Below are 12,335 nucleotides of genomic sequence, written 5' to 3'. Positions count from 1 at the left end.
GGTGTAGATCCCCTAGCCCTCCTGCATTCGTCGCGGAAGGGAAATAGGTGGCCGGGTTTTACGCCGCCCGAAGCGGGACCATCCCGCCGCTACCGTGGACTAATTTTGCACCGCCGCTCTCAGGCCTGCCAGAATGGTGAAGATCAGACCGAAGGCGGCGACCGCCTCCGCGATCCATTGCCCGGTTCCGGTCCGAACCGTCGCGGAGGCCTGCAGGATCGGCAGTTCGAACATGGCGTGCGCCAGAAACGTGCCAGCGATGCCGCCCGCAATTTGGGCGACTACATAGGCAAGCGCGGCGTTCGCTTCGATCTCGCGGCGGAGCGCAAACACCAGCGTGACGGCGGGATTGAAATGCGCCCCCGAGATCGGCCCCAGTATCGTGATCAGCACGACGAGGATCGCCCCCGTCGTAAGCGCTGTCCCGTTGGCACCTTTCGCGCGTTGTCGTGAGCGACGATGCTCGGGGCCTTTGAGGGCTTCGACACATGACGATTTCAGAACTTACGCTTAAGTCCAGGGACGAGGAGCCGGTTCGACGGCTTGAGATATTCACGGGTTCTGGACGGCGGCGCGAATGGTTGCCGGAGGAGAAAGCGCGGATCGTGGCGGAAAGCTACGATGCTGGCGAGACGGTGAGCGCGGTGGCTCGGCGACATGCATTGTCCCCGCAGCAGCTGTTCGCCTGGCGCCGGTCCGCGCGGGTGCCGTTGGCGAATGCGCCGGCACCGGAGCCGTTGTTTGTTCCAGCGGTGGTCGCGGCACAGGAGCCCGAACCGGCGGGGAAGCGCGCGAGATCGACACGGCAGCGGAAGGCCGCGCGAGAAACCGGCGTGATAGAGCTGGAGATTGACGGCGTCGCCATGCGGGTCGGTCGTGGCGCCGACGCCAGGACGGTGGCGGCGGTGATCCGTGCGCTGAAGGCGCCGTCGTGATCGGGCCGACGGGTGTGGTCAAGGTGATGGTCGCGACGAAGCCGGTGGACTTCCGCAAGGGGGCCGAAGGCCTGGCGGCGCTGGTGCGCGAGACGATGGGCGCCGATCCGTTCTCTGGCGCGGTCTACGTCTTCAGGGCCAAGCGCGCCGACCGGGTCAAGCTGGTGTACTTCGACGGCACCGGCGTGTGCCTGCTGGCGAAGCGTCTGGAGGACGGGAAGTTCTGCTGGCCTGCCATCACCGATGGCGTGGTGAGGTTGTCGGCGGCGCAATTGCAGGCGCTCCTGGAAGGGTTGGATTGGCGGCGCGTGCATGACGCCCGCGAGACGCGCGCGCCGGTCGCGGCAAGTTGATTCCATGGGAGGCTAGAGGCGCTCGCAAAGCATTGGAATGCATGATTGAATCGGCCTTGTGAGCAACCCGGCCGAGCCTCAGACCAACGATCCGATCGCGCTTCAGGCGATGCTCGCGGCGGAGCGCGCCGAGAACGAGCGGCTGCGCCAGATCATCAAGGAACTGCAGCGCCACCGCTTCGGCCGCAGGGCAGAGAGCCTGCCGGTCGACCAGCTGCTGCTGGGCCTGGAAGAGGCCGAGCAGATCGAGGCTGAAGGCTTCGCCGCGGAGGACACCGCCGATACTGCCAAGCGCGAGGCTCGCGCCAGGAAGCGCCGCGCCAACCGTGGATCACTGCCCGCGCATCTGCCGCGTATCGAGCAGATCATCGACATTCCCGACAAGATCTGCCCGTGCTGCAAGGGAATGCTGCATGTCATGGGCGAGGATCGCTCCGAGCGCCTCGACATCGTGCCGGCCCAATTCCGCGTCATCGTCACGCGCCGACCGAAATACGCCTGCCGGAGCTGCGAGGAGGTCGTGGTGCAGGCACCGGCTCCGCCACGGCTTGTCGAGGGCGGCATCCCGACTGAGGCGACCGTCGCCCATGTGCTGGTCTCCAAGTACGCCGACCATCTTCCCCTGTATCGCCAGGCGCAAATCTACGCCCGCCAAGGCGTGAACCTGGATCGCTCGACGCTTGCCGATTGGGTCGGCAAGGCGGCTTTCCTGCTCCGCCCCATCCACGAGCGGTTGTTCGAGCGGCTGAAGGCCTCCGGGAAGCTCTTCGCCGACGAGACCACGGCGCCGGTGCTCGATCCCGGGCGCGGCCGCACCAAGACGGGCCAGCTGTTCGCTTATGCTCGCGACGATCGCCCCTGGGGCGGGATCGCTCCACCTGGCGTCGCCTATCTCTATGCACCCGACCGCAAGGCCGAACAGCCACTGCGGCACCTTCAGGGCTTCGTCGGAATCCTGCAAGTCGACGGCTACGCCGGATACCGGGCGTTGGCCGAGCGCAATGCCGTGAGCCTGGCGTTCTGCTGGGCGCATGTCCGTCGACGCTTCTACGAACTGGCCCAGTCCGGGCCCGCGCCGATCGCCACGGAGGCGCTCCAGCGCATCGCCGAGCTCTACAAGATCGAGAACGAGATACGGGGACGCTCGCCCGAAGAGCGGCGCACCGCGCGCCAGGAGAGAAGCCGCCCCATCATCGATACCCTCCAGCCATGGCTGCGCGAGAAGCTCGCCCTGGTCAGCCAGAAGAGCAAGCTCGCTGAAGCAATCCGCTACCCGCTCTCGCGTTGGGCCGGACTTGGTCGCTTCCTCGACGACGGCCGCGTCGAGATCGACTCCAACGTCGTCGAACGCTCGATCAGGCCAATCGCCCTCAATCGGAAGAATGCGCTCTTCGCCGGTTCCGACGGCGGTGGCGAGCACTGGGCGACCATCGCCTCGCTCGTAGAAACCGCGAAACTCAACGGCGTCGACCCGTACGCCTACCTCGCCGACGTCATCACCCGCATCGTCGCAGGCCATCCGCAAAGCCAGCTCGACGACCTGCTGCCCTGGGCCTATGCCCCCGCGCCACTCAAGGCCGTGGCCTGAGAACAGCGGTTACCCCCCGTCGGCAGCGTGTTGCCGAGCAGCGAAATGGCGACGTCGTGCGTCAGCCGGGCGGCCATGATGCCGGAGCCGACCACGGTAGCGACCAGCCATGCGGTTCCCAGGACTTCCGCAACGATGCGGCGTAGCAGGTCGTCGGCCACGGCGTTCAGCCGGCCTTCGGCAGGTTGCGGCCGATCTCGTCAAGGCGTTTCTGCAAGGCGAGCTAAATCGCGGTTTTGTCGATTGGTCGCCAAGCATGGTGCACTCGTAACGAAGCCAAGTCGAAGGAGAAAAAACTCCCCCCTCCAGCCGGTTGATCGGCTACGCGGCTGATTGGAACGCCAGTAAATGACAGGAGCAATAAAGTTCCGACGCCACCGTGCCCAACGAACGCGACATCCGCGGAAGTGTTTCGCGCCAGCACCGCGTCCACTTCGCTTCGGATGCGCGCCTGAGCATCAATAGCAGGCTCCCATCCACGCACGCTAACCTCAGGCTTCGCAAAGAATTCATCCGCCACTGACTCGAATTCCGACGGAGGGAGGTATCCCGTCGCGGATCTGTCGTTCTCATGCATTCGTTCTCGTATCTCCAACGGCACGCCGAGATATTCACCAAGAATCTGGGCCGTTTCGATCGCTTTTCGTTCGGCAGATGACACAATGGTGCGAATGGTTTTCACCCATGGTTGACTAAGCATTGCTATAGCGCGCTCCCGGCCAAGTTCGGATAAACCCCATTCGGGTACCGGAACGCTTGCATCAACGCGCACTTGAGGATGGGTGATATAGTAGCCAGCGGCCATATCCTGCTTCCTTTTGGTTTTCCGAAAACTACGCGGGCGATGCCATAAGATGTCCAACTGCCAACAGGCAAATAGACAGAAATATGACATAAGCCGTGGCATGTGGGAGCCGGCTCTTGGGCGTTCGCCTAAATCGCAACTGCGATATATTAAGCAACCCGCAAATTAACACAGAAGATGCGAAGCCTATATAGAGATAGTCTTTAGCCACCACGATCAAAATCAGGTAGACGAATGCGATGTTAAAGATGTTCTGCGGAAAAGGCATGCCGACAAAACTGCCCTCGTCGGTACCGAAGACGTTGAAATAGCTCAACCGTATCGCACCTGCAGCGCATACGAATCCGGCGATAAGGCAAGCGACAGGCCCTCCGTCGCCCAGTCTCAGAAGGATGACGGCTGGGACGACACCGCCGCTCATCAGGTCGGCGAATGAGTCCAGATTGCCCCCGACCTTCCCGTAAGCCGGATGGCGGCCCGGAGTGCGTGCTGCTAGCCATCCATCGTACCAATCCGCAAGCACCGCCCAGAGCACTAATGCAAGTGCCCATTCAAGTTGCCCATTGAACGCCATTGTTGTCGCGGCCGCCGACATCATAAAGCCTACGAATGTCAGGGCGTTCGCTGGGTCTGCAAGATAGCCGATCATTGGCTTTGAGTGAGCATCCTGGTTTGGCATCACTTCACTTTCTGTTCCCGGTTAGCAAATTAATTACGTCGCAGATGCGGGCGCTAGATTTGGCACCTGCCGCGCGAGAGAGATTGCGAGGACTGTCATCAGCGATGCGCCGACAAACGAGGCTGCGAGCAAGCATGCAGGCTGAGCAAAAAGCGCTGTTATAGGTGGACCAGCGACCCGCGCGACGCCAAAGATCACATAAGCCGCACTCGCACGCGTTGCTTTTACCGAGCCGCGCATTACGGACGCGAGGACCTCGTTGCACGCCGAGGAACAGAGGACGTAGCTGAATGCAAGAACTGGGCTGAGGAACCAGATTTTGAGTGCCGGCGCTTCAATTGCCAATGCCGTTACGCATCCGGCACTGATGGACGAGAGTCCCAACGCAAGCGTCTGGATAGCCGATAGCCTACTGCGGACAATGCGAAACCCGAAGAACTGCACAGGGACGCTCGTGACGGCGAGCAAGACGAAAAACCAGGGAACATAGATCTTGGGGAACAAATTCAACGTGGATACCCAAATGGGGACCATGGCTTGTACGCCCGAGTAAAACACCAAGCAGAATGCGCAGAGGCCGGCCGCTGCTAGGCCAACGTAACGGCTGTCGATGGCGGAGTCTGGTTCAATTTGCTCTACTGCTTTTTCGATCACGGGCAATGGTGAGAAGTTTCCGAGGTGAACGCCCAGCCAATAGAGGACACACATGAAGGCTGACATTGCGGTTGCAAACATAGCTGCGGCAATGAAAGCCCCCTGCCCGAACCACAGCCCAAGTAACCCAGTCGCGAATGGCCCGAGCAGCGCGCCGACTGTGCTCCATCCTTGGATGTGCGAGAGCGTATTTCCAATCCTTTGTGCCGCGACGCGTTCGGACACAAGAACTATGAACGCGCCGCGTGCCGACCAGTGGATACCACCGACACCTCGCCAAAACCCGACCTCCAGCGGTGTGGTAGCGAGAAGTGTTCCTGCGAGGCTTGCAAAGCCACACAAGTAGACACCGAGATTGACTTTGCGGGCTCCAAAGCGATCGCTTAATGCCCCAAGAGCCGGCGCAGCTATCAACGGCACTGCTGCATTGCACCCCATTATCAGCGACGTTTGAAGCGCACTGGCGCCGAGTTCAATCGCTCGCAGAGCGAGCAGCGGATAGATAGCACTAAACGAAAAGTCGTTCAGAAACTCAACGGCCGAGATCGCCCTCATAAAACCGCGTTCGGGCAGCGCATTCCCCTGCAACACCTCAGGTCTGATATCACTTGGCACGATACCAACCCCAACCGAGAGGCGGTAGCGTGACCGACGAATGCGCTCCTCCGCCGGCTAAAAGATCAACTGCCGGGACAGGCAACTCGACTTTGCCACTGCAGCAAGAAGATAAATTGGCAACCGCGTAGATAATCTTCTCGCCGTCGTAGCGGCCAACAACCAATGTCTGACCGGAACAACTGATCTCTCTCGCACTTTGATGAGCTTGAAGCGCGGGAATCTGCTGACGCATTCGAAACAAGAGCTGCGTCTGTTCGATCAACCTTCGTCGCGGATGCGCGGGTGACAAGCAATCAATCTCGCTCGACGACACGCGGGCTCGGTTTAACGACCTAGGCCCCTGCTCCAAGTCAAACGGACCTGCTTCAACTGCGAGAATTGTGTTGAGAAAAGCCATCGGAATGCCGGGAAGGGAAACAAGAAGAAATAGCGACAGTTCAACTTTCCGGCACATCACCTCAAGATCGGGTCCGAACATGGCATGCAGCGGCCCGGCGATCTCATATATCGATTTACCGCGAATAACAGGCCAGTTCCCAACTGAAGTGGCAATCGAAACCAACTCGTTGGTTTCCTCCTCAGTTAAAACGGGCCGTTGTGATCGCAGGTGGAGACCGTCGTGATTGGCAAGAAACGTGATGGATCCAGACAGATCACGTTTCGAGGCGCCAGTCAGCCAACGACGAAGCGCATTCGGCCGCTCGGTTGCAACGGAATGTGCAAGGCTCGGTGCCAAGTCGTAACAGTAGCCGAGATCGGCACGATTGGTTCCGATGAACTGCGACTGGAGATCCGCGTCCACCTCCGCCACCAGGACCGGCTTCGATTGATCGAGAGCCGCCCTCAGTCGCTCCACCAAATCGGCCGCTTCCGGCAGATTCGCGCAGTTGGTGCCGACGCACTTCCACGCAAATGCAATCGCGTCCAGTCGGAGTGCGGATACACCATTTCGCATAAATCTTTCGGCAACATCGACTATCGCTGAGAAGACATTCGGATTGGCCAAGTTAAGGTCGACTTGACCAGGACCGTACGTGGTCCATAACCATCGCTCGCCACTAAGCGCACGAAACTTTGTCAGCAGGGGCGTTGCCCTTGGCCTCGATACCGCGCTGAGGTCTGTGCTGGGGTCGATGTCATGGAAGAATTCTGCGCGTTCCGGAATACCATCGAGGTATTCGCGCAGCCAATGATGCGATGCCGAAACGTGGTTGACTATCAAGTCACCCATCAGCAGGAAACGATGCGAAAAAGCTCGCAAATCCGCCCACGAACCGAATGTCGGGTCGACCTCATCATAGCTTGTTACCGCGAACCCCCCGTCACCATCGGACGGCAAGAATGGCAAAACATGTAGCATTGAGAATGCCTCCTCGAATGAGAGGTCAAGGAACTCATTGAGCGCCTTAAGCGAGGGTCCGGCACTTAGGACATGATTTGGATAGGCCGACAGGATCGTCATAGACGAAATCTGAGTTGGATGTGCCGTCATTGGGCGAGCATCGTTGTTTCATAGAGGCGTACATCTTCTGGTGTGTCGACTTCACCCCAGGGCCCAGAACGCGCTACGCCCCTCAAATCGAGGCCTTTGGAGAGTGCAGCACGAAGTAAGCTCGTCATGTCAACCTGATCAGCATTGCCTAATTGCTCGGCAACACAAAGCAATTGTCTGAATCCGGTTGGCGTCATCTTCATCAGACCCATGTACTGGCCGTTCGCCTGCCCATGATGACTGATGCTGCCCCCGATGTCGGTAATGCGCTCCTCTCGGTCGATCCAAAAACTCTCAGCGTCCTTAAGCGGCTCTTTGGATCGGGCAGACCAAAGGGGCCACCAATCTGCGTCGTATGCGATGACGATATCGCCTGATTTGCCAAGGAGATCGTTAACGGTTTCTGCCGAATAGAAGATATCGCCATACGAGACGATGACTTCCCCCGCTTCCAGCCATTCGATTGCCGCCACAAGAGACCGAAAAATGCCAGTCTCCATCCAGCGGTGGTTCACAAAGATTGGGAGTCCACTTTCCGATGCGACGAGATCGTGCCGGTATCCTGTCACAACCGAGATCGCCTTCACCCCGGCATTCCGCAACACGACGGTCTGCCGCGCGAGCAACGACTGACCCGCAACCCGAACTAAGCACTTTGGCGAATTGTCGGTGAGGGTGCCGAGCCGACTACCCCTCCCCGCTGCCAGGATAACCGCACCAATCACTTCGCCGCTCCAGTCCATTCACGAAAGAGCGAAAGGTCGGCCTGGGAGAATGGCCTCTCTCGCTCAGGATGCCACATGACTCCACGTAGATTGGGTGCCGTCACTATCGATGCAGCTTCGATCGAACCGTCTGGCGCGAACGCGAGTGGCCGAACGTTGGCCGGAGAAACAAACGCAGACCAATTGTGAAACGAATTCGTCTCCCAAGATCGGTGACCATCTATCCACGTGATTAGATGACGCTCTCGCACGTGTCCGTTGATCTGCTCGAGCGTTGTGCCCGCCCATGCCAGGACTGCTTGGAACCCTCGGCAGATCCCGACCAGCGGGCGCTCATTCTCAATAGCCCACTCGATGAGAATGGCTTCGCACGCATCCCGCAGAGCAGTTGTTCCGCCATAAGCTGCAAGATCTCCACCGCCGCTCAACACCACGACGTCTGGGTCAACACGACGAAGGATACGGACCAGGCCGTCAGGCCAGTTAGTAGCGATTACAGATTCACACCCGATTTCAGACAAAAATGCCGGCAACCGACTGTCCACGCTATCGAGATACTCGCCGCGTTCCACTCGCTCCACAGTGCTCGGGCAGATCAGCGCGAGCATCAGACAATAACCTCGACGCGCTGCGCGTCGCAGTCGATAATCAGCGAATTGGCGCACATCCAGCGATCAAATTGCTTTTCTCCCGCTCCAATTACAGCCGGAATTGACAATTCCGCCGCACGGATGGCCATGTGCGAGTTCGATCCTCCAAAAGCAGTGAAGAACCCAGCAATTCCCCGTGTAAAGATCCAATCGTAACCTGGATCCGCACTTCTGATACCAACGATTTTTCCCTTTAGGTCCACGGAATCGAATGCCGCAACACTTCCATACACGATATTGGTCGTCACGAAGTTTGGTCTCGAAGCTGCGAGCACAAAGGAAATTGCGTCGTCTGGAGACACAATGATCGGCGGCAACAGAAGGTCGGCCGCGCTTGAATGGGATGCCAAGCCGATCTCTGATGACTTGTTGATAGCTTCGTCCAGTCTTGCCCCAGCAACGTGCGCATTGAGAATGTCCTGGATCGCCGCAAAGCTGATGGTATCGCGTGATAGCCCCTCGCCCTTGCCAAAACGGGCGAGAAGGGCTAGCGAATCCGAGACAGATCGGGAAAATACGAACTTCGCATATTCTCGCCCGGCAATTGCTCGCCTTGTCAGATCCAGAAATTTCCTTCCATCGACCGGAAGGTCATGCTCGCCCATGGCACGTTCCACAGCGGATACGAGCGCCGGCGAAATCGAATTCTCATTTGCAAGATCAGGCGTTGAACGGCCTCGGCATACGCCATCGCCCAAATAGCGCTCCGGATCTTCGTCGTAGCGGGGAATGGTTATGTCGTATGTTCCGGGTCTCAAATGCCCGTATCGCCCAAGAAACGCGGCACGCCGCATTGTTGCCATGTCTCTTAGCATACGGCCACTAACCGTTTCGATACTTTCCAGAAAGATAGCCACCTCGTTTCGACGCGCGTATCCAGATGAGGTGATAGATCGCAAAATATCAGTGAATACAAAGGCCAAGCGCGCAAGATCAGCAAACGCCGGCGTGCCGAGCTGCTGACAGTTGGACAAAAGCGCGTGGATTCTTGCCGGAATGGTGGACTCTTCCGGCATCACTGATTCATTCCGATGTTCAAGGAGAGAAATGTCGCCTAGCGACCGCCCAAGAATCTCGCTCGCCCTTGCAATGAGCCCGGCAGTATGTTCGTGCAAAACGCCGACCAGTTCTTCTCTGTCGCCAGCGGAAAGCCCAGGACCGAGCTCGGCGACACGCCGCTCCGCGGCAAGCGACCAGCATGTAGGAGCAACCTCAAACTCCACCTTGTCATGTAGCTCTGGATGGGCGCGTAGGTATTCGATTTCAGCGGCAATCAACCGTTCGGCAAGATCATCCCTCACCGCTCCCGGGACCAGTGAGTTGAAACTTGCGCGGACATCCACGTATGGCCGCCCGGCCACAAGCACCATTAGTGGCACACCTCGAGCGTCGCGATAGCCCATGCGCCACCGCGACTCAGACCAGATGCGATCAGTGATCAAGTGCCGATATAGCGATACTGCGAGCGGCCTCGGATGAACGCCAATGATTTCGGCAGGGTTCCAGTCAGGCATAATGCCAAGGATGTTAGATGTCCCTAGAAGCGACGGATCCGGCGCGAGAAGATCCCTGATGCGCGCACAAACTTCCACCGCAAGAGTTGTCCGAACATTTGAAACTGCTGGCTGAGGGCAGTCCAGTGGCCGCGCTTGCAAGATCGACGTCCACCCCTTCGCGTCAACGGCGAACTCGATGTCTAGAGGTTGGTCGCCTAGAATACTGGTAGTCTCCTCTAACGCCTCAAGAAGATCGCCAAGTATAGAGGGAGCCATCCGATCAGCCCCTCGCATCAGCGTAAAAGCATGTAGATCCCCCGCTCGTCCCGCCGTTACACCATCTGTGGCGGGGCCTGGCTCGTATTCTATAACCAGGTACTCAGCGCCGGTTCTAGGATCACGAGTAAATGCCACTCCGGCTGACCGCACATCCTCGACACACGCCTGAACCAATACCTCGTCTAGCTCATTTGTCGCGCCATAGGAGTCAAAAACGTCATCGATCGCGGTAGCCAAACCCCCGGCTTCTCGCTCGATTCTTAGGCTAAGAAATTCCCCGGCTCTCGTCGCACCGAGTATGTCCTCGCCCTTAGCGCTGGACCTTGCAATTAGATCAGACAATCCCTTCAGACCGAGCGCTTTCTTGACAATGTGAGCCCTCTCCGCCAACCACTGCGCTCGCGTCAGGACGATCCCAGGAGGAATCCGCCCTTCAGTCATCAGTTTACCAAGTGACAAGATCGTCGCGGCTTTAGATTGAACAAATAACTTTAGATCTTTCTGTCTTACCAATCCTGCATACCCCTTCTCAGAATCACCTTCCCGCACTCAATGTTGACACTGGGTGAGTCATATCGTTCAATAAATCAATTCACGTTATATTAGTCGGCGTACACGTTTTTTTAGTGCCGGACCCTAAACTCGTGATTGAGTGTGGAAGCGGTTGGGGCGCCTCGCCCGCTGTGATTCGCTTGAGTTGTCTAGACGGCGTTGTCACGGTAACTTCTTGTGAGGAGGCGTTGGGGTAGACGCCGGTTCATGAACGACGCGCTCATCAGCTACAAACGCCACCGCTTTCCCGCCGAGATCATCGCCCATGCGGTGTGGTTGTATTACCGGTTCCCTTTGAGCCTGCGCCTGGTCGAGGAAATGCTGCTGGAGCGCGGCATCGTCGCCTCCTATGAAACGATCCGCCGTTGGGGAAAGAAGTTCGGCCCCGAGTACGTTCGCCGTCTGCGCAGGAAGCGGCCCAGCCCCAATGATGTTTGGCACCTGGACGAAGTCCTCATCACCATCGCCGGCCAAGAAACATTGGTTGTGGCGGGCTGTCGACCAGAATGGATATGTTCTCGATGAGATCGTCCAGAACCGCCGCAATACCAAGGCCGCCAAGCGCCTGCTCACCAGGCTGCTGAAGAAACAGGGCCTCGCACCAAAGCGCATGATAACCGACAAGCTGCGTTCCTATGGAGCGGGGCGTTGGTGCACGGTCGCTTCCCGTTCAGAAGACCGAAGTCGCCATCGGCTGCGCCGTCCTCAACCGCATGCTTGCCTGCGCACGCCCGAAATCCGCCCGCCGCAAGGCGGCCACGGCATAGTCTGCCGCTTCAAAGATCGACATCCGCTCAAGTCCGGACCCATGCACCAACGCCGTGCGCCGTGCCAAAGACCGGCATCGCGATCGGTGGGGGGCAGCCGAGGAAGCGGCCATGCGCGCGGCGATACGGCAGGAGGAGAAGCGGTACGAGCCTGAGACGGACCTGCGGCAGGCACACCATGAGGCGCTGGAGCGGGAGGAGCCGTGGAAGAGTGCCGTCGATCTGGCGGGGGATTTTGCGCGGGCGGCGCGGGATGGTTCGGAGGATGGCGGCGGCGATGGCGGGGATGGTGTGGCTGTGCCGCGCATCTCGCGGGCGGAGCGGAAGGCTGAAAGGGAGCAGGCGCGGCGGCGGGGCCGGGATGATGATTTTGAGAGGGAGAGGGAGAGGGAGAGGGAGAGGGAGAGGGAGAGGGAGAGGGAGGGCCGCGTCCCACCTGCGCCAAGGCTCCGGTGGGTCAGGCTCTAGGCCGACACCCCGAGCCGCAGGGCGTCTGGGCCCCTGCGGGTGACGATCCTTCGCGCCGAACACGCAAGTTATATCATAAAAATCAGTAGTTTATCATAACAAACGTGCGTCAGCACGTCATAATATACGTGTTTTAACGCGTCACAATTGACTTGCAATGGATCAGCATCATATACTTGTTGTTGTACAACACTAAAAACTTGCAGAGATTCGGCTATGGCCACTCCTAATGAAAAACTCGCTGACGCGCTCGACGCCCTCAAGGCACTGCAGA

The 12,335-nt window shown here is 58.8% G+C and carries 11 protein-coding genes and 4 pseudogenes; 6 read left to right on the top strand and 9 right to left on the bottom strand.

Going from position 1 to position 12,335, the window contains the following annotated elements:
* Positions 1-117: 117 nt before the first annotated feature.
* Positions 118-501, bottom strand: a pseudogene (locus AC56QX_RS35825) (aquaporin); the annotation flags it as partial.
* Between AC56QX_RS35825 and tnpA the strand changes: the two are divergent.
* From tnpA to tnpC, 3 genes are all read left to right on the top strand, one after another.
* Positions 489-935 carry an IS66-like element accessory protein TnpA gene (gene tnpA / locus AC56QX_RS35820; RefSeq protein WP_095205360.1) on the top strand — a complete coding sequence of 149 codons (447 nt, stop codon included), beginning with the start codon at positions 489-491 and terminating at the stop codon, positions 933-935. The pseudogene AC56QX_RS35825 and the gene tnpA overlap by 13 nt on opposite strands.
* Positions 936-961: 26 nt before the next feature.
* Positions 962-1,288, top strand: a complete 327-nt coding sequence (gene tnpB / locus AC56QX_RS35815; protein WP_224690299.1) for an IS66 family insertion sequence element accessory protein TnpB — start codon at positions 962-964, stop codon at positions 1,286-1,288.
* A gap of 109 nt (positions 1,289-1,397) precedes the next feature.
* Positions 1,398-2,876 carry an IS66 family transposase gene (gene tnpC, locus AC56QX_RS35810; protein WP_095205361.1) on the top strand — a complete coding sequence of 493 codons (1,479 nt, stop codon included), beginning with the start codon at positions 1,398-1,400 and terminating at the stop codon, positions 2,874-2,876.
* Positions 2,877-2,890: 14 nt separating this feature from the next.
* Here tnpC and AC56QX_RS35805 read toward each other — a convergent pair.
* From AC56QX_RS35805 to AC56QX_RS35770, 8 genes and pseudogenes are all read right to left on the bottom strand, one after another.
* Positions 2,891-3,037, bottom strand: a pseudogene (locus AC56QX_RS35805) (aquaporin family protein); the annotation flags it as partial.
* A gap of 62 nt (positions 3,038-3,099) precedes the next feature.
* Positions 3,100-3,681 carry a histidine phosphatase family protein gene (locus AC56QX_RS35800; protein ID WP_497118199.1) on the bottom strand — a complete coding sequence of 194 codons (582 nt, stop codon included), beginning with the start codon at positions 3,679-3,681 and terminating at the stop codon, positions 3,100-3,102.
* Between the two features lie 28 nt (positions 3,682-3,709).
* Complete coding sequence (locus tag AC56QX_RS35795; RefSeq protein WP_497118197.1) at positions 3,710-4,330, bottom strand: CDP-alcohol phosphatidyltransferase family protein; 621 nt, start codon at positions 4,328-4,330, stop codon at positions 3,710-3,712.
* Positions 4,331-4,393: 63 nt separating this feature from the next.
* Positions 4,394-5,629 carry an MFS transporter gene (locus AC56QX_RS35790; protein WP_497118195.1) on the bottom strand — a complete coding sequence of 412 codons (1,236 nt, stop codon included), beginning with the start codon at positions 5,627-5,629 and terminating at the stop codon, positions 4,394-4,396.
* Positions 5,619-7,094, bottom strand: a complete 1,476-nt coding sequence (locus AC56QX_RS35785; protein ID WP_497118194.1) for an alpha-amylase family glycosyl hydrolase — start codon at positions 7,092-7,094, stop codon at positions 5,619-5,621. Before AC56QX_RS35785 ends, AC56QX_RS35790 begins: the two co-directional genes overlap by 11 nt.
* Positions 7,095-7,120: 26 nt before the next feature.
* The gene (locus tag AC56QX_RS35780) at positions 7,121-7,867 is read right to left on the bottom strand and encodes a phosphocholine cytidylyltransferase family protein (protein WP_497118193.1); all 747 of its coding nucleotides are present in this window, start codon (positions 7,865-7,867) and stop codon (positions 7,121-7,123) included.
* On the bottom strand, positions 7,846-8,457 hold the full coding sequence (locus tag AC56QX_RS35775) for a gamma-glutamyl-gamma-aminobutyrate hydrolase family protein (RefSeq protein ID WP_497118192.1): 612 nt from the start codon (positions 8,455-8,457) through the stop codon (positions 7,846-7,848). Before AC56QX_RS35775 ends, AC56QX_RS35780 begins: the two co-directional genes overlap by 22 nt.
* A complete protein-coding gene (locus tag AC56QX_RS35770; protein ID WP_497118191.1) occupies positions 8,457-10,823 on the bottom strand; it encodes a PEP-utilizing enzyme in 2,367 nt (788 codons plus the stop codon). Before AC56QX_RS35770 ends, AC56QX_RS35775 begins: the two co-directional genes overlap by 1 nt.
* A gap of 210 nt (positions 10,824-11,033) precedes the next feature.
* Here AC56QX_RS35770 and AC56QX_RS35765 point away from each other — a divergent pair.
* The 3 genes and pseudogenes from AC56QX_RS35765 to AC56QX_RS35755 form a co-directional block, all read left to right on the top strand.
* Positions 11,034-11,475 (top strand): annotated as a pseudogene (locus tag AC56QX_RS35765) (IS6 family transposase); the annotation flags it as partial.
* Between the two features lie 4 nt (positions 11,476-11,479).
* Positions 11,480-11,593, top strand: a pseudogene (locus tag AC56QX_RS35760) (IS5/IS1182 family transposase); the annotation flags it as partial.
* A gap of 111 nt (positions 11,594-11,704) precedes the next feature.
* Positions 11,705-12,061 (top strand): hypothetical protein, encoded by a 357-nt coding sequence (locus AC56QX_RS35755; protein WP_497118189.1) that lies wholly within the window; start codon positions 11,705-11,707, stop codon positions 12,059-12,061.
* Positions 12,062-12,335 lie beyond the last annotated feature (274 nt).

This window comes from Mesorhizobium sp. RCAM 06353 (assembly GCF_059683585.1).
The sequence above is the reverse complement of the archived record's forward strand: the minus strand, read 5'-3'. Positions and strand labels throughout refer to the sequence as shown.

Coding starts and splice junctions, on each gene's coding strand:
- tnpA (WP_095205360.1), top strand. CDS start 489: ATGACGATTTCAGAACTTACGCTTAAGTCCAGGGACGAGGAGCCGGTT.
- tnpB (WP_224690299.1), top strand. CDS start 962: ATGGTCGCGACGAAGCCGGTGGACTTCCGCAAGGGGGCCGAAGGCCTG.
- tnpC (WP_095205361.1), top strand. CDS start 1,398: ATGCTCGCGGCGGAGCGCGCCGAGAACGAGCGGCTGCGCCAGATCATC.
- AC56QX_RS35800 (WP_497118199.1), bottom strand. CDS start 3,681: ATGGCCGCTGGCTACTATATCACCCATCCTCAAGTGCGCGTTGATGCA.
- AC56QX_RS35795 (WP_497118197.1), bottom strand. CDS start 4,330: ATGATCGGCTATCTTGCAGACCCAGCGAACGCCCTGACATTCGTAGGC.
- AC56QX_RS35785 (WP_497118194.1), bottom strand. CDS start 7,094: ATGACGATCCTGTCGGCCTATCCAAATCATGTCCTAAGTGCCGGACCC.
- AC56QX_RS35780 (WP_497118193.1), bottom strand. CDS start 7,867: ATGGACTGGAGCGGCGAAGTGATTGGTGCGGTTATCCTGGCAGCGGGG.
- AC56QX_RS35775 (WP_497118192.1), bottom strand. CDS start 8,457: ATGCTCGCGCTGATCTGCCCGAGCACTGTGGAGCGAGTGGAACGCGGC.
- AC56QX_RS35755 (WP_497118189.1), top strand. CDS start 11,705: ATGCGCGCGGCGATACGGCAGGAGGAGAAGCGGTACGAGCCTGAGACG.